This is a genomic window from Oricola indica (assembly GCF_965227485.1).
Lineage (GTDB): Bacteria > Pseudomonadota > Alphaproteobacteria > Rhizobiales > Rhizobiaceae > Oricola > Oricola indica.
Genome location: NZ_OZ245747.1, coordinates 4,778,100 through 4,795,593 on the forward strand (window position 1 = coordinate 4,778,100; position 17,494 = coordinate 4,795,593).

14 protein-coding genes are annotated in these 17,494 nt (G+C 62.7%); 3 read left to right on the forward strand and 11 right to left on the reverse strand.

What is annotated here, in order from left to right; all coding sequences use genetic code 11:
• Positions 1-8: 8 nt before the first annotated feature.
• The 9 genes from ACQK2M_RS23665 to ACQK2M_RS23705 form a co-directional block, all read right to left on the reverse strand.
• The gene (locus tag ACQK2M_RS23665) at positions 9-683 is read right to left on the reverse strand and encodes a CpaD family pilus assembly protein (RefSeq protein ID WP_425419837.1); all 675 of its coding nucleotides are present in this window, start codon (positions 681-683) and stop codon (positions 9-11) included.
• Between the two features lie 11 nt (positions 684-694).
• A complete protein-coding gene (locus ACQK2M_RS23670) occupies positions 695-2,167 on the reverse strand; it encodes a type II and III secretion system protein family protein (RefSeq protein WP_425419838.1) in 1,473 nt (490 codons plus the stop codon).
• A 50-nt stretch (positions 2,168-2,217) separates the two neighbouring features.
• A complete protein-coding gene (gene cpaB / locus ACQK2M_RS23675) occupies positions 2,218-3,018 on the reverse strand; it encodes a Flp pilus assembly protein CpaB (RefSeq protein ID WP_425419839.1) in 801 nt (266 codons plus the stop codon).
• Positions 3,019-3,151: 133 nt separating this feature from the next.
• On the reverse strand, positions 3,152-3,667 hold the full coding sequence (locus tag ACQK2M_RS23680; protein ID WP_425419840.1) for an A24 family peptidase: 516 nt from the start codon (positions 3,665-3,667) through the stop codon (positions 3,152-3,154).
• 158 nt (positions 3,668-3,825) lie between these two features.
• Positions 3,826-3,990, reverse strand: a complete 165-nt coding sequence (locus ACQK2M_RS23685; RefSeq protein ID WP_223476710.1) for a Flp family type IVb pilin — start codon at positions 3,988-3,990, stop codon at positions 3,826-3,828.
• A 194-nt stretch (positions 3,991-4,184) separates the two neighbouring features.
• Entirely contained in the window at positions 4,185-7,067 is a 2,883-nt protein-coding gene (locus ACQK2M_RS23690; RefSeq protein ID WP_425419841.1) for a sensor domain-containing protein, read from the reverse strand.
• 130 nt (positions 7,068-7,197) lie between these two features.
• The gene (locus tag ACQK2M_RS23695; protein WP_425419842.1) at positions 7,198-8,175 is read right to left on the reverse strand and encodes an SH3 domain-containing protein; all 978 of its coding nucleotides are present in this window, start codon (positions 8,173-8,175) and stop codon (positions 7,198-7,200) included.
• Positions 8,176-8,707: 532 nt separating this feature from the next.
• Entirely contained in the window at positions 8,708-9,523 is an 816-nt protein-coding gene (locus tag ACQK2M_RS23700; RefSeq protein WP_425419843.1) for a hypothetical protein, read from the reverse strand.
• Positions 9,524-9,604: 81 nt separating this feature from the next.
• Entirely contained in the window at positions 9,605-10,210 is a 606-nt protein-coding gene (locus tag ACQK2M_RS23705) for an HdeD family acid-resistance protein (RefSeq protein ID WP_425419844.1), read from the reverse strand.
• Positions 10,211-10,468: 258 nt separating this feature from the next.
• Between ACQK2M_RS23705 and ACQK2M_RS23710 the strand changes: the two genes are divergently transcribed.
• Entirely contained in the window at positions 10,469-11,935 is a 1,467-nt protein-coding gene (locus ACQK2M_RS23710) for a hypothetical protein (protein WP_425419845.1), read from the forward strand.
• A gap of 215 nt (positions 11,936-12,150) precedes the next feature.
• Positions 12,151-12,963 carry an IS5 family transposase gene (locus tag ACQK2M_RS23715; protein WP_425416307.1) on the forward strand — a complete coding sequence of 271 codons (813 nt, stop codon included), beginning with the start codon at positions 12,151-12,153 and terminating at the stop codon, positions 12,961-12,963.
• Between the two features lie 202 nt (positions 12,964-13,165).
• Here the strand turns inward: ACQK2M_RS23715 and lepA are convergent, their stop codons facing one another.
• Positions 13,166-14,974: a translation elongation factor 4 gene (gene lepA / locus ACQK2M_RS23720; RefSeq protein ID WP_425419846.1), complete on the reverse strand. Its 1,809-nt coding sequence runs from the start codon at positions 14,972-14,974 to the stop codon at positions 13,166-13,168.
• 91 nt (positions 14,975-15,065) lie between these two features.
• Positions 15,066-15,218, reverse strand: a complete 153-nt coding sequence (locus ACQK2M_RS23725) for a hypothetical protein (protein ID WP_425419847.1) — start codon at positions 15,216-15,218, stop codon at positions 15,066-15,068.
• Between the two features lie 149 nt (positions 15,219-15,367).
• Here ACQK2M_RS23725 and ACQK2M_RS23730 point away from each other — a divergent pair, with 149 nt between their 5' ends.
• Positions 15,368-17,491: a hypothetical protein gene (locus tag ACQK2M_RS23730; protein WP_425419848.1), complete on the forward strand. Its 2,124-nt coding sequence runs from the start codon at positions 15,368-15,370 to the stop codon at positions 17,489-17,491.
• Positions 17,492-17,494 lie beyond the last annotated feature (3 nt).

Here is a 17,494-nt window from a genome sequence, read left to right on the forward strand (position 1 = left end):
TTTCCCACTTAGTAATTGACCTCGGAACGCGTACCGCCCGGCCCGCGCTGATAGTCCTCGATCACGGCGCCGCGCTGCGTGGCGTCGATCGGGCTCATCTGGCGCGGCCCCATGAGGTCGCCGGGATTGGCAACGATCGCGGCAAGGTTCTGCTGGGTGGAGCAGCCATAATCCGCGTAATTGGTGTTTTCGACGGTCTTCGTCAGATCGTCGGACCAGTCGCCGCAGGGCGTGGTCGAGGCCGTCACGCCGGTATAGGACAGCCGGACGGCCGCGGCGGACCCATGGGCGCTCGCATCATAGTTTTGCAGGACGACACGGCCGCGCGCCGCGCCACCATCGTAGAGCGCCTGCAGGATCTCGTCCTTGACCCGCTTGACCGCATATTCGTTCGGCGAGCCGGACGGCATCATCACGATGATCGCTCCGGTGCCCGCCGCCGCGAAATTCGCCGCAAAGGCGCGGATGTTGCTCCTGACCGGAACGCCGATCGTGTGCGCGCCCGACGCGATCGGGACATCGAGGGTCTGTTCCGTTTCGCTGAGCACGATCGGGTGCCGCGTGCGGTAATCCGAGGGAACGGAGCCCACAGCGATCGGATCGCGCCCGAGCGATCCGCAGCCGGAGATGGCGGCCGCGACGATCAGCAGTCCGGCGGAATTGACAAAGGTTTTCAAACGCATCGCACCCGCTCCTATTTATAGATGAACCCGACGGCGCCGTAGTACCTGCCATCGGGAAGGTCCTTCTGCACCGTGCCGTAGATGCGGTTCACGCGGCCGAGGAGGTTGCCGGTGCGATCGCTGGCGGGCTGGAAATTGTCGGTCGGCGCCGCCAGCTTGTTCGGCGCGGTCGGGCGCACGAGATAGGGCGTTACCATGATGACGAGTTCGGACTCGTTTCGAACGTAGTCGCGGCTGCGGAACAGCGTGCCGAGAACCGGCACCTTGGACAGGCCGGGAAAGCCGCTGACCACCTGGCGGACATCGTCGCGGATCAGGCCCGCGATCATCATCGCGCCACCGGAGGGCAGCTCGACCGTGGTGTCGGCGAGACGCTTGCGGATGGACAGCACATTGGTCGCCTGATCCTGGCCGCCGACAGAAAGCGGCACCGATCCTTCGGTCGTCGGTTCGGAGACCGACGTGCGGATCTTCAGGCTGATGCGGCCGGGTGCGAGCACGACAGGGGTGAACTCAAGTCCGATCCCGTAGTCGAGGGTCTGAATGTCGTAGGAGGCGCCACCACCGTCGGAAGGCGACGAACCCTTGATCACGTTGTATTCGCCGCCGACGCGGAACACCGCCTTCTCGCCGGAAACGGCGGTCAGGCTTGGCGTCGCCAGGGTCTTCATGACGCCGGCTTCCTCCATCGCGCGGAAATAGGCGTCGAGTTGCATGCCGGCGATCGAGCCGCCGATATCGAAGCCCGAATTGGTCAGCGGCTTGCCGAGCGCACCGGCCACGCCCTCGGAGATGCCCGAGAAGGTGATGCCGTGATCGCCGGTGCGGCTGGCGATCAGGTTGACGCCGAGCTGCTTCATGACGCTGCGCTGGACTTCGGCGACCGTCACTTTCAGCGTGACCTGGTCTCCGCCGACGATGTCGAGCAGATTGACGATCTCGCTGCGGCCCCTTCCGAAGAAGAAGAAGCTGAAACTGTTGCCGGTGGCGTCGCCGCCCTTGACGAAGATCTCGGCCAGCTGGCTCGCCTTGGCGGAGTCCTGCGGCGTCTGGACCGTGCCGGTCAGGACGATGTTGTCGTTGATGATCTCGGTCTTGATGTCGGAATCGGGAATGAACCGCTCGAGGTAGCGGTCCAGCCCGGCCACGTCGCGCTCGATCCGCAGATCGAGACTGACGACCTGCTTGCCCGCCTTGTCGAAGATGAAGATGTTGGTCTCGCCGACCTTCTTGCCGAACAGATAGATGCGGCGCGCCGTGCGGCTGACCGCGTCGGCGACTTCGGGATTGGCGACCAGGATGTCGTGCGCATCGACCGGCAGGTCGAGAACGATCGACTTGTTCAGACCGAGCGACACGCGTTCGCTGCCGGTCGAGTTGCGCTGCACCTTGATGATGTTGCTCGACTGGGCAACGGCGACCGAGGGCGTCGCGCCGACAACGGCCGCGAAGATCGCGGCAAGAAATACGCGCTTCAACGTCATGACCGGAAAGCTCCGTTTGGAATATGCGGCCGTGCGAAAGTTCTGGACGTTCATCGTGTTTGAACCTCGCTGCGCCGGCCGGATTTGATGACGGTGACGGACCCGCCGGACGAGCCTCCCGTCAGAAGATGCTCCGCGCCGTCGTTTTCCTGGTCGGGATCGACATCGCGCACCGAGCGAAGGGACAGCGTCAGGCGGTCGGCCATCTGCTGCGCGACGGTGATGATTTCCGCCTGGCGCGGCGTGAGCTGCAAGGTCGCGGTCTGGCCGACCTGGACGAGGCGGCCCTCCTCGTCCTCGCGGATTGTCTGGTCGATCGCCAGGACGCGAATGTTCTCGAGGATCGTCTCGGTGACGAAGCCGCCGGCACGCTCCGGGGGACGCCGCGTCATGATCACGTCGACATAGTCGTCGGGCAGGATGAAACCGCCGGCCGAGGTGTCCGCCGCGATCATCGTCGCGACCGCGCGCTTGCCGGAGGGCAGGATCGAAGACATGAAACTCTGGTCCGGACCGAGAAGCTTGATCGGGCGGATCGGCTCTCCGACGGCAACCGTCGAACGGACAACGGATCCACGCAATTCCTCGATCGCGTCAGGACGCGCCGAACGGGTGATGTAGTCGGGCGAAAGGGAATTGACCGGCCAGTCCTGCCAGCGCAACTGTCCGTCAATGGCGGTGCCGGTGTTCAGATTCTCGGTGGCGACGAGCACTTCATCGAGTTCGATGGCCGGGTGGACTTCCGCCGTTTGCGGACCGGAGGGGGGCTGGGCGACCATGTTCATGGCGAGGTAACCTGCGGCACCCGCGGCCAGAATGGCTACGCCAAGTATGATGATACGCTTCGACATGATGACACCCACTTTCCGGATGGAGTCCGAACCTCGTGGGGGTCATGTTTCCGCGTCAAAGGTGTAATTAGGGTTAATGAGCCCGTAATTTTCATGCTTAATAAAGTTTGAATAAAAACGCCGCCGGGCGTTTTCAGGCCGCCATCCGATCGAAAACCCACATCATGGCCGGGGAGTCGGGAAAGGCGAGCAGCCCGCCGATCGCAAGGGCGACACCGTAGGGGATATCCTTCTCGTCGATCATGCGGCGCAGGATCGGAACCTCGCCGGCATAAATGGCGAGCGTCGACTTGCGGAAGAAGACGAGAAACAGCGTGAAGACGCCGCCGGCGACCGTCGCCAGCAGGAGATAATCGAGCAGTGCGGCGCCGAACCCCATCCACAGGGCCGTCGAGGCGAGCAGCTTCGCATCGCCACCCCCCATGGTCCCGGTCGCGAACAGAGCGAAGGTTACCGCCAGCACCAGTCCGAAAGCGGCGAAGTGCATGCCGAACTCCGCCCAGGACAGGCCGATGAAGGGCGCCACCAGAAGAAACGATCCGATCAGCACGGCCGAAATCCGGTTGCCGATCGTCATGGTGAACACGTCAGACAGGGCCGCGAAAATCATCGCGAAGGGAAACACGACCATGATAACGGCAGCAACCATCACTCAACTCCAATATGCCTTGCCTTCAAGGCTAGGCCCGATGCCCTTAAAATTCCCATAATCGGGCCGGAGCCCGCGATTGAAAAAGGGCCCGTCTCGGCAAGACGGGCCCTTCGATCTTCAAGGTTCTCGCAAGCCGCCGAAGGGCGGCGCGGCAATTAGGCGGTCGAGCCGACCTTGGTGCCGATAGCGTTGAACTTGGCGTTCAGGTTCGAGCCGAGCGTCGTCGCGCCGGTGATGATGGCAACAGCGATCAGCGCAGCGATCAGGCCGTACTCGATAGCGGTCGCGCCGGATTCGTCTTTCATGAAACGTGCAAACATGATGAGCTCCTATTCTCTTTCACAGCATCCCGTCGACACTTCAATTGGCGTCGATCGGTTGAGGCGAAACTACACAGGGCCTGTTGCCACCTGCTTAAGGAACAAAGTTGCCGAAGGGTTAACGCGCCGAAACCGGTTTCATGGTGAAGAAACGGTGACCATACGGCATGGAATTGGCGCGATCGCGAAACGCGTCAGGAATTTGCGGCCAACCGGCAGGCGGACGACAATTCGTCCCTGTTCTGCAGCCACGCGACCGTGCTGACGATCGGCATCGGCCGCGCGAACAGATAGCCCTGCACGCAGGTGCAGCCGATCTGGCGAAGAACGGCAAGTTCCGCCTCGGTTTCCACACCTTCCGCGAGAACCTTCAGGCCGAGGCTCTTGGCGAGATTTGTGATCGCGCTGGTGATCATGACGAGGTCGACGTCGCTGTCGATCCCCGCCACGAGGCTGCGGTCGATCTTGATGCGCTCCAGCGGATATTTTCGCAGATTGCCGATGGCGGCGTGGCCGGTGCCGAAATCGTCCAGTTCGAGCGCGAAACCGGCAGCGACGAGGTTGCGCAGATTGTCGTCGACATGGGCTGCGCGTTCATCGAGGAGCGTGGATTCCAGAATCTCGAGCACGATCTGGTGCGGCCCGATCGCATAGGCCTCGGTGGTGGACCGGATGCGCTCGACGATCTTCGGGTCACCAAGCCTGAGACCGGAAAGATTGATGCTGATCCGGGGATTGTCGATGCCGGCGATAGCCAGTTCGGGCGCCAGGGCGCAACTGCGCTCCAGCATGCGCTGGTCCAGCGCATCCATCAGGTTCGCTTCCTCGGCCGCGAACAGGAATTCGCCCGGCACAAGCAGGCCCTTCTCCGGATGGTTCCACCGGATCAAGGCCTCGAAGCCGCTCAACGCGCCGCTCGTGAGATCGAATTGCGGCTGGAGATAGGGCTCGAACTCGTCGCGTTTCAGCCCGTCGCAGATATCCTGCGCCAGTTCCGCGCTCAGAAGCGCCCGGCGGCGCATGGCGTCCTCGAAGAAATGGAAACGGCCGCGCCCCCTGGACTTCGACTGCTGCAGGGCGATGTCGGCGTCGGTCAGGCGCCGCTGGACATCCGGCTCGCTGTTGGGGCTCCAGAAGGCGACGCCGATACTGGCCCCGATATGGCAGGATTTCTCGCCATAGGGGATCGGAGCGGAAAGGCGCTGGACGAGGCGATCGGCCATGCCGGCGATGTCCTCGTCGTTGGGTGCGGCGCAGACGATCACGAACTCGTCGCCGCCGACGCGCGCGACGATCCCCTCGCCGCGCGCGGCGTTGAGCAGCACTCCGGCGCAGTATTGCAATACGTGGTCGCCCGCATCGTGCCCGACCGCATCGTTGACCGCTTTGAACTTGTCGAGGTCGATATGCATGATCGCGATGCGGCAATCGTCGCCCGCCCGTTTGGCGATCGCCTCCAGATAGTCGGCAAGACCGCGGCGGTTCGCCAGTCCGGTCAGCGGGTCGGTCGAGGCCGCATGCCGCAGCTCGTCCTGACGCACGCGGGCCTCGGTGATGTCGATGCCGAAACCGACCAGACCGCCGTCGCTCGTCTTCTGGTTGTAGGATCGGACCCAGCGGCCATCGGCAAGCTGGTACTCCCGCTCGCTGTGTCCCTCATGGCGGTGGGAGATGATCCGCGCAACGACATCGTCCTCGCGGCCGGGGAAGCTCGCCTTCTTGGCCTGGCGGACACCCTGGCGCACCACCTCCTCGTAAGCGATGCCGGGCTTCAGAAAGCTCGGGTCGCCGCAGAAGGTGTCGCGGTAGCGCTCGTTGAACATGACGAGACGGTCGTCGCTGTCATAGAGCCAGAAGGATGCCGGAAGCGCCTTGATGGCGTCGACGAGACGCTGCTCGGCGCGCTCGGCGCGCTCTCGGCTTTCCAGCTGGCCGGTGATGTCGATGCGCAGGCCCACGCGGCCTCCATCCGGCGTGAGCCGTTCGACGATACGCAGCCAGCGACCGTTCGACAGGTGCTGCTCGACCGTCGTCTCGGCCGCCTTGTGCTGCGCCAGGCGGTGACTCAGCCACTCCTCCTCGCGGCCGACGGCCTGGACATATTCGCCATGCGCGAGACCGTGGCGCAGGATCTCCTCGAAGGTCGCGCCGGGTACCATGGCGGGGGCGCTGAGGGGATAGATGTTCCGATAGTGCTCGTTGCAGATCACGAGACGGTCGTCGGCGTCGTAGAGGGCGAAGCCGTCCGGCAGGGTCTCGATCGCGGCGGACAGGCGCTGGCGCGCCGCCTCGGCCTCGGCCTCGGCCAGCTTGCGCGCGGTGATGTCGAGGACGAAGGCGACGAAACGGTTCGGCGCGCCGGAGGCCATCTGCAGATGGATCTCGACATCGTAGAGAGACCCGTCGCGGCGCTTGTGGCGCGACTCGACGCGGATGGTCTTCTCGTCGCCCGACAGGAGACCGGCAACGAGATCGCGGAAGGCGGCCTCGTCGATATCGGGCTTGATGTCGATGACGGTCATGGCGCGCAGTTCGTCGATGGAGTAGCCGAGGTTCTCGCGCGCGCCGCGATTGGCCTCGATGAAGGCCAGCGTCCCGGTGTCGAAGACGTAGATCTCGTTGAGGGAATCTTCCAGCATCGCGCCGAAGACGCTGGCCTCGCGCAGGCGCTGCTCATTGGCCTTGCGGTGGGTGATGTCGGTCTCGATGGAGACGAAGCCGGTGAGGTCGCCGCGGTCGTAGACCGGCTGGACATCCATCTCGACCCAGTATTCGGTGCCGGCGCTGGAACGGTTGCGGATCTCGCAGGTCATGCCGCCGCCGTTGCGGTAGGCGGCGTCCAGCGCGTTCATGACGGCTTCGTCGTTGCCGGGGGCGCGCAGGAAGTCGCGCGGGGTGCGGCCGCGCACGTCGTCGAGCGTGTAGCCCGTCTGGGCGGTGAAGGCCGGGTTGACCCATTCGATGCGGCGGCGGGCGTCGGTGATGACCACGGCGCTGGTGGTGCGCTCGGCGACCGCGCCGAGCTTGCCCCGGTCGCTGTCCGCGATCTCTTCCGACTTTTCTCTGCCTTCGGCCACGCCGTCTCCCCGCCATGGCGCCGCCGACGGCGCCTTCCGGTTTTGCGACGATTAGCCCGCAGACGGTTAAAACGTCATGAATTGCGGGCTATTGGATCGCGTGGGCCGGGGCGGAGGAGGACGCGGAGCGTCAGCCGGAGACGGCGCCCGGCCGTTCGATGAAGCTCTTGTAGACATAGCCGCGCCGGCCGTCGTGAACGACGGTGCACCAGTGGGTGCAGTTCTCCTCGGCGAGGATTTCGGCGCTGGCCGGCACGACCGCGAGCACCGCGCCCTCATTGTCCGGGCTGGCGCGCAGATTGACATATTTTGCCGCGCGCGCGGGCGACAGCAGGGTGCCGTCATCGGCGACGGGGGCCGTGGCATCGTCGGCGCTGGCGGCGGGCAGCGTGTCGGCTGCGGGCGGCGCGCTCTCCTCGGCCATCAGCTGTTCGAGCCGGGAGGCCTCCTCGTCGGAATCCGCCACGGCGACCGGCTCGCCGGGCGAGAGGATGGAGGCGGTCTCGTAAGCGTCGACACCAGCACCGACTTCGGGCGCATCGACGGCGGCGAGACGCGGCGGCTCGGACACCTCGATCGCCTGGCTGTCCAGAGCCGGCGCGGGCGACCGGCCGCCGGCATCGATGCGGGCCTCGGCGACCTGCGTTTCGACGCTAGGGATCGGATCGATCTCCGGCACGGCGTCGAGCGCCGTGACGCGCCGCACGGAGGGCGCGGCATCGGCGGTCATCGTGCCCGCTTCGCCCGTATCTCCTGCGTCGGGCACGGTGGCGCCCGGTTCTATGCGGGCCGGCGCGATGCCCGGCTCCGGCTCGGCGGCGTCGGCCTTGACCGGCTCGGCGCTTGCGGGCTGGGAACTTGCGGGGTCGATGCCCGGCGCTTCGGCCGCCGGCGCGGGGTCGCGATGGACCGCATAGGAGGCGATGGCGGCGCCGCCGGTGCCGCCGACGATGGCGAGAAGGCCAAGCGCCGCGACCTGCATCACGACGGTCTTCGTCGTGTTTTTGGCTTTGCCGGCCGATTGCGCCTTGCGGCGCGCCCTCGTCTTTCCTGCCCCTTCATATCCCTCATCCGCGTGCCCCCGCACGTCTTCCCAGGTGATACTCATTGTCGTTACCCTGTCTTGCCTGTTCCACGAGACCCGGTGACGGGCCGCTCCGATGGTGTTGGCGGCGGCCGGAGACCGGCGCGATCCGCAGGGGGACAATCGCGCAACAGTCCGGCGGGAATCGGACAGGGCCAGTCATTTTCGGTGACTCGGAGTAAGGCAGGCGTGATGGGAGTCTCTGTCCCGCCCGTAAGCTCCTCGTTGTACTCGTCGCTGGCGGGCCCCTAAGCTGTCCCGCCCGCAAGCTCCTCTCCTGCCCTCCGCTTTCGCTTCGGGCGTTCGTCACTCCAATCGACAAATCATTGTCGATTGGCCGGCTTCGCCAGCCGCTCCTCTTGTTTTCCTGTCGTAAGCGGCAAGCCGCTGTCCGGTTCTGTCGCTGGCGGGCCCCTAAGCTGTCCCGCCCGTAAGCTCCTCTCCTGCCCTCCGCTTTCGCTTCGGGCGTTCGTCGCTGGCGGGCCCCTGTGGCGCGCGCCAGCAATCCCACGCCAGGACGCAGGTTGCTCGACGGCTGCACTTCGCGGCGGGACGGTCAGGAAGTGTCCGGGGCGGTCCACGCGTAACGGGCGAGGCCGTGGCATTCCTTCAGCACGGTCTCGACCGGCGTTTTCGGGTGCTTGCGCCAGCCGGGCGGCCGGCCGGGACGCAGGACGCTGAGGCGGCGCGGGCGCGGCCCGGCCGTCTCCCGCGCGAAACGCCGCGCGCGCCAGCGGGCGAGCCGCCTTGCATGGCGGTCGATATCCTGCAGCGCCGCCTCCAGCGCGACGATGCGCCGGCAGACGCCGCGCGCATCGACCGGCTCGCCGGGGTCGAATTCCCGGACCGGCCCGTCGGGTTCCGCGTCGTCGACATCCTCCAGCCATGGATGGCCGAAGGGCTTGAACGGGTCGAACAGGGCGAAAGCGGGGATGGCGGTGCGTGGTGGAGTGGCGGCGGCTGGCCGCGATGTCTCACCACGCGCGTTCAACCTCACCCTTGCGGGGCGGTCGGAGAGGCAAGGCGGACGCGAAGCGGACGGCGCAGACGATCCGGGTGGGGGTAACAAATCTTCCTGGTCAGTGGTTCCTACCCCCACCCGGCTCTGTCTCGCTTCGCGAGCCACTTGCCGGCCTCCCCTCAAGGGGGAGGCAGGGCGCACTGCAACCAGCCCGCAGGCCGCCATGAGGATCAGCCGCCGGACGGCAAATTCGGCCGGGCGCAGGGCGGCGAGGACGCGGATGCGCAGGCCGCGCGGCAACATGATGACCGAACGGCCGGTGCGGATGCCGGCCAGCACGAAAAGCCGCGTGACGACTTCGAACAGATCGTCCCGGTTCTTCGCCACCGCGCGCGCCCAGTTGAATGCCATGCCTGTCTCCGTCCGTCATCGGGCGGGGAACAGGGTAAGGGGTGCGTCGGGGCGGTGGACAGGATTGTCGCGGATTTGCGGCTAATCGCCCGGCGCGTCGCTGGCCTGCCTGACCTGCCATGCCATCCAGGACAGGGCGGCGCCCTCGGTGAGGAGCTGGATGCCGACGAGCAGGCCGAGGAGCCAGGCGGCGGTGACCGGCATCTGCGCGAAGAGCAGCACGCCGAGGAGAAGGCCGACGACGCCGGAGCCGAGGATCCAGCCCCAGTTGGGGAACGGGCGGATGGTGAGCGCGAAGACGATGCGCGCCATGCCGCCGACGATGAAGAAGACGATCAGCAGCAGCGTCAGCGCCAGCAGCCCCTCGCCCGGACTGGCGAGAAACAGGAAGCCGACGATCAGCGACAGCGCGGCGGAGATCAGCTGCAGCCAGAAATGCGGCACGTGGCGCGCGCCGATCAACCCGGCCGCCTGCAAGATGCCGGAGATGATGAGCAACCAGCCGAGCAGGACCACGGTGGCAACCGACGAGATCACGGGGAAGACCAGCGCGACAAACCCGGCGACAACCATCAGCACGCCCTGGGCGAGATACCACAGCGAATGGCGGTGGATGGCGTCACGCAAGGCGGCCCGCATGATCTTCGCGGCCTGGTCGACGGTGATGATTGTGTGGGTGTCGGGCATGGGTTCGTTCCGTGGAAATGGGGTGTACGATCGAAATGAAGGAAGAGACTATACGATGCATATCGCCTACTGAACTCTCTATCATCTCGATATCCGCACCTCTGTTGGCGGACCCCGAACGGAAACTATCCTATGATCTCAACTGTCATTTCGCTTGTTCACATAAGTCACTTGACAGCGAAGCATCACATGCTTGAGAAATTAATCTGATTATTGAATGTTTGAGCGCACGTAATAGATAAAAATCGGATGTCAACGGTGGATACTAATAACAAAAATGTAACTGAAAAAGCGATAGAATCTCAGATCGCGAATTACCGCAGAATTCAACCAAAATATGCTTCACTTTGCGAAGAAACAAAAAGGATCATCACAGAATCATTTCCATCTTCCGATATATATACTCACACCATCGAAGCGCGCGCAAAATCGATCGAGAGTTTCTCTAAGAAGGCGGCACGCCGCTCCGCTGACGGAGAATTGCGATATATCGATGCCATCCGTGAGATTACAGATTTGGCGGGCGTTCGTATAATCACTTATACTCTTCATGATGTCTCAAAAGTATGCCGTTTTGTTGAAGATAATTTCAGCATTATAGAGAAAAAAGACATCGGAGAAGAGCGCTTTAGGGCAGGAAAATTCGGTTACCAGAGCATTCATTATTTAATCAAGTTTTCTGATGAGAGAGTCTCTCTACCGGATTCGCGAAAATATAAAGGACTGGTCTGTGAGATTCAGGTTAGAACCGTTCTGCAGCATGCATGGGCAGAAATAGAGCACGACATACAGTATAAGAACCAATCTGATCTTCCACGCTCACTTCAACGTAAATTTATCGCCCTTGCAGGCCTATTGGAGGTGGCGGATAGAGAATTTCAGTCCATTCAGGATGAAGATCGCCGACTGAAAAGCTTAATACGAGAATCTCTTCAAGAAGATCTAACCCGTGCCGCAATAGCAGAGAAAAGCGGGCCGAGAAATGATTCGAATAAAAATGAAGACAGCGATTTGTCGCAGACTTCAGTTCGACAGCTTGTTAAAGCCGGACGCTTTTCTGAAGCGATCGAACTTTACGACACCAAGATAGAAGCCGCACCGGCTATGCACACTCTTTACTTAGGAAGGGCAAAAGCAAGTTTTTTGAATGGAGACAGCGCTGGAGCATTAAAGGACATAGAGACTGCGCTCACTCTAAACGCAGACGATCCCATTGCAGAATCGCTGCGAAATCAAATACTAGAAGGCGATTCCGACCAAGCACGCCCGGTTAGCACCGAAGGGAATGCGCTTACCGCGCAAGCGAATGAACTCCTTATGCAAGGAGATGGCGTGAGCGCCTTTGAATACTATTCACGAGCACAAGATGAAGGATCTTCAAGACCTTTTTCCATATTTAATAAATCTATGTCCTGCATCCTCGCATCTGACATTGAGGGCGCAAAATACACAATTAGCACCCTCGAAATTAGAAACGGCACGCCCATGGCCGTAAACATCGTGGCCATGTACTGCATAATCTACGCCTTAACCGACGAATCTAAATATGAAGAGGAAATTGTCACTCTCAAGCAACTCCTTGGGAAAATGAGTGAATATTCTTTCACGTTATCACCGCTATCTAAACTAGAAATAGGTATTAAAAATTCAAAATTGGATTTCAACAATCAAAACCATTCACGAATTTTAAAAATTTTTGAGTTGCTAAAAGGTGAAGCAGACTAGCGTACAATACATGATCAGAAGTTTCTAAAATAAATTCTGAATCAAGACTCGTAGTCGAGGAATTATTTTCCTTATGTCAGAAAACCACGGCCGGGGCGTTCTGGCGCTATCGTTTAGCGCCGCACTAAGAGGCCGTCCTGAAACTCGGGGCGAGGCTGGATGGCCGGTCCCGAATGTGATTCCAAACGGTTGTCAAAGCCAGTTTGGAGAGCCTCATGTGGACACCGGCCACCCGGCGGCAGCATAGCCGCGATCATCTGCGTTATGGAAGCGATCTGAGTGATGCGGAATGGGAAATTCTCGCCCCTTTCATGCCGGCGCCGGCAAGGACCGGCCGGCCGCGTCAATGGCCGATGCGCGAGATCATGAACGCCATCTTCTATGTGCTGCGGGGTGGCATCGCCTGGCGGCTTCTGCCCAAGGACTTCCCGCCGATGACGACGGTCTATGGCTGGTTCCTGCGCTTCCGCCGCGAAGGTCTGTTCCAGACAATCAATCACCACCTTGTCATGACCGATCGAGAACGGACCGGACGTGAGGCCAGTCCCTCGGCGGCGGTGATCGACAGCCAAAGCGTCAAGACCGTCGAGGCCGGCGGCCCCAGGGGCTTTGACGCTGGCAAGAAGATCAAAGGGCGCAAGCGCCACGCCATGGTCGATACCGATGGCCGGGCCTTGGTCATCCAGGCGCATCCGGCCGACATTCAGGATCGTGACGGTGCCGTCCCGCTGCTCAAGGCGTCACGACGATCCTTCCCTTTCGTCGAAATCACCTTCGCCGACAGCGCCTATGGCGCCCAGAGGGTCAAGGATGCAACATGCATCGCCATCGAGGTGGTCAAGAAGATCGCCAACCAGATCGGCTTCCACGTCCTGCCGCGCCGCTGGGTGGTCGAACGCACATTCGCCTGGATCAGTCGCAACCGACGGCTGGCCAAGGATTTCGAAGGCACCATCGCCTCCGCCGAGGTCTTCCTCTACGCCGCATCCGTCATGCTGCTCACACGACGACTGGCCCGGTCAGCATGAGTTTCGAGTCGGACTCTAAGGTCCAAAATAAATAATTCCTGAGCCATGCCCCCTCATCCGGCCCTTTGGGCCACCTTCTCCCCGCATGCGGGGAGAAGGGAGGAGCCTTAGCCGCCGGCCCTCCGCTATGGCTCCGGGCATTCGCAGCTCGAAAAGCGTTCGCAAGCTCACCGCTTGGCTTTTCGCCCGCTAGCGCGGGACGCTACTCACCCACCTTCAGCACCTGAATAAACGCTTCCTGCGGGATCTCCACCTTGCCGAACTGGCGCATGCGCTTCTTGCCCTCTTTCTGCTTTTCGAGGAGCTTGCGCTTTCGCGTCACGTCGCCGCCGTAGCATTTGGCGGTCACGTCCTTGCGCATGGCGGAGATGGTCTCGCGGGCGACGACCTTGCCGCCGATGGCCGCCTGGATCGGGATCTTGAACATGTGGCGGGGGATCAGGTCCTTCAGCTTCTCGCACATGAGCCGGCCGCGCTTTTCCGCCGCCGAGCGGTGGACCAGCATGGAGAGCGCGTCGACCGGCTCCTCGTTGACGAGGATCGACATCTTGACCAGATCGCCTTCCTTGTAGCCGGACAGCTGGTAGTCGAAACTGGCGTAGCCCTTGGAGATCGACTTCAGCCGGTCGTAGAAATCGAACACGACCTCGTTGAGCGGCAATTCGTAGGAGACCATGGCGCGGGCGCCGACATAGGAGAGGTCGGTCTGGATGCCGCGGCGCTCCTGGCAGAGCTGCAGGATGGAGCCGAGATAATCGTCCGGCGTCATGATGGTCGCCTTGATCCACGGCTCCTCGATGGAGGCGATGCGCACGACATCCGGCATGTCGGCCGGGTTGTGCAGCTCGGTGACCGAGCCGTCCGTCATGGTCATGCGGTAGACGACCGAGGGGGCGGTGGCGATCAGGTCGAGGTCGAATTCGCGGCTGAGGCGCTCCTGGATGATCTCCAGATGGAGCAGGCCGAGGAAGCCGCAGCGGAAGCCGAAGCCAAGCGCGGCGGAGGTTTCCATCTCATAGGAAAACGAGGCGTCGTTGAGGCGCAGCTTGCCGATGGCGGAGCGCAGATCCTCGAAATCGCCGGCATCGACCGGGAAGAGGCCGCAGAAGACGACCGGCTGGGCCGGCTTGAAGCCCGGCAACATGGTGTCGCAGGGGCGCTTGTCCTCGGTGATGGTGTCGCCGACGCGGGTGTCGGCCACCTCCTTGATGGAGGCGGTCAGGACGCCGATCTCGCCGGGGCCAAGCTCGGGGACGACGACCAGCTTGGGCGTCAGCACGCCGACGCGGTCGACCGGGTATTTCGCGTCCGTGCCCATCATGCGGATGTTCTGGCCCTTCTTCAGCGTGCCGTCGATGACACGGACCAGCACGATGACGCCGAGATAGGCGTCGTACCAGGAGTCGACCAGCATGGCCTTGAGGGGGGCGGACTTGTCGCCTTCCTTGGGCGGCGGCAATTGCGTGACGATCGCCTCCAGCACCTGATCGACCCCCTGCCCCGTCTTGGCGGAGATCAGGATGGCGTCGGAGGCGTCGAGGCCGATGACCTCCTCGATCTGCTCCTTGACGCGCTCGGGCTCGGCGGCGGGCAGGTCGGCCTTGTTGAGGACGGTGACGATCTCGTGGTCGGCGTCGATGGCCTGGTAGACATTGGCCAGCGTCTGCGCCTCGACGCCCTGCGAGGCATCGACCACGAGGAGCGAGCCCTCGCAGGCGCGAAGCGAACGCGAGACCTCGTAGGCGAAGTCGACATGGCCGGGCGTGTCGATCAGGTTGAGCACATAGTGCTGGCCGTCCTTGGCGTCATATTCGAGACGCACGGTGTTGGCCTTGATGGTGATGCCGCGCTCGCGCTCGATATCCATCGCGTCGAGCACCTGCTCCTTCATCTCGCGCTCCTCCAGCGATCCGGTCATCTGGATCAGCCGGTCGGCGAGCGTCGACTTGCCATGGTCGATATGGGCGACGATGGAGAAATTGCGGATGTTTGAAAGCGGAGTCTCGGTCATGGCGCCCATATAGGGGGAAAGAGAGTGCGCGGGAAGCGGTGATTTTGGGGTGGGGTCGGGCAAGATGGCCAAATTGCCCGGCCCCGCCGCCTCAATGGCTGCCGCCGGTGAGTTCGTCCATCGCGAGCAGCAGATAGAGGAGCGCGGTCAATGCGGTGACGGCTCCCTTGTCGATGCCGGCAAGAGTTGCCGCATAGGCGCCCGCAAGGGCGAAATAGCATACAGAGTGGGTGAACTTCTTCATGGTCTTTTCCTTTTGAAGTTGTTCACCGGCCGGTGAGTGTTTGAACTTGTGCGATCACTCCTGACGATTACTGTGGAAGACGATTTACCGGCGGCACGTTCGGTTCGTGTATGGCCGGTTCGGATTGTTCTTGTACGGAAATGTTCGGAATGCCGCATTTTGGCGCGAGATTCGGGAGGCTTGTCCTCAAATACCGGGAGGCCCAGGGCCTCGGCCCGGAGGAGCTTGCGAATGAAGCGCTTGGCGACGGTGCCAAGAGATCGCGGATCTGGGAACTCGAAAACGGCAAGGTCAAGCGTCCGCAGGCGAAGACGATCAGCGCCTTGCAGGTTTATCTGAACATTCCGCAGGACGAGGTGGATGCCTGCCGGCAGGACGCGCCGTCAACGGTCGAAGCGCAGGGCAAATCCGCCGATGATGCCGTGCTGGAGCGTTTTGTCTCGCACCTGTCGAAGGAACTGGCGGAGACGGCCCGCAAGGCGGGTATCCGCGAGGCGGCCATCCTGACACTTGCCCGACGGGTCAGCGCCGATGTGGACGATGTCGACCAGGCATTGCGCGAACTCGAACGCGCCGTCGGGATCGCCATCGATGTGCAGGCGGAGAAGGGCCATGCGTCGAATATCGACCGGTTCGTCGATGACGTGATCGAGCGGATGGCAGAGCTTTCGGCGGAGGGACGCGATGACGAGGCGTCCGTGGCCGCCGACGAAGCCTTTGCCGACTGGCAGGAACGGCAGGAACGGGAAAAGCTGGCGGCGGAGAAACTGCTGGACCAGGCGTTGCGCACCGATCTTTTGCGCCGCGACGCGAAGAAGGCGGCGAAGCGTCTGTTCGACAAGGCGCAGATCGCCTTTCCGGATCAGGCGGAACGGTTCGACCAACTGCGCATAATTCAGGAGGAATGGTATGCGCGCGGGCGCGACCAGGCCTTGCTGCTCGACCTACAGGTTTCCGCCGATCTCGCCGCGCTCGTAGAGCAGGCTGCTGCAAGCCCAGAGCAAAAGGCCGCTGCCCTCAACGATCAGGCGATCGCCGTTTTTACCCTCGGCGAACGCACGGGAGGCGAACAGGGCATGGCGTGGCTCAAGCAGGCCGTCGACGCCTATGACGCCGCGCTGGAAATCCGCACCCGCGACACCATGCCCGCCGACTGGGCCACGACACAGATGAACCGGGCAGTTGCCTTGCGAAACATCGGCGAACGCATGGGCGGCGAACAAGGCATGGCGCGGCTCAAACAGGCCGTCGACGCCTATGACGCCGCGCTGGAAATCCACACACGCGACACTATGCCCGCCGAATGGGCCATGACGCATATGAACCGCGCCGGAGCGCTTCTAAGTCTCGGCGAGCGCGCGGGCGGAGAACAGGGAATGGCGTGGCTCAGACAGGCCGTCGAGACCTGTGACGCCGCGCTGGAAGTCCGCACACGCGACACCATGCCAGCCGACTGGGCCATGACGCAGATGAACCGCGCCGGAGCACTTTTTCGCCTCGGCGAACGCGCGGGCGGAGAACAAGGCGTGGCGTGGCTCAAGGAAGCCGTCGACGCCTGTGACGCGGCGCTGGAAATCAGCACCCGCGACACCATGCCCGCCCAATGGGCGATGACGCAGATGAACCGCGCCGTCGTCCTTGAAGCCCTCGGCGAGCACGCGGGCGGCCAGCAGGGCATCGCGTGGCTCAAGCAAGCCGTCGAGGCATACGACGTCGCTCTGGAAATATACACGCGTGACACCATGCCCACTCAATGGGCTATGACGCAGATGAACCGCGCCGGAGCACTTTTTCGCCTAGGCGAGCGCGCGGACGGAGAACAGAAGATGGCGTGGCTCCGAGAGGCCGTTGACGCGTTTGACTCAGCTCTGGACATTTTCACGCGCGACACCATGCCCGCCCAATGGGCAATGACGCAGGCGAACCGCGCCGTAGCACTTCGAAACCTCGGCGAGCGCGCGGGCGGCGAACAGGGCATGACATGGCTCAAACAGGCCGTCGGCGCCTGTGACGCCGCGCAGGAAATCCTCACCCGCGACACAATGCCCGCCCAGTGGGCCATGACGCAGATGAACCGGGCCAGTGCACTCGTGAGACTAGGCGAACGCGACGGCGGAGAACAGGGCATGACATGGCTCAAACAGGCCATCGTTGCTTATGATGCTGCGCTGGACATCTTCGATAATCCGGGAATGGAGCACTATGCCGAGGCGGCCCGCAGTAACCGGACAATTGCCGTTGCGGCGCTGGAACGGCTGAAGGGTGAAAGTTAGAGA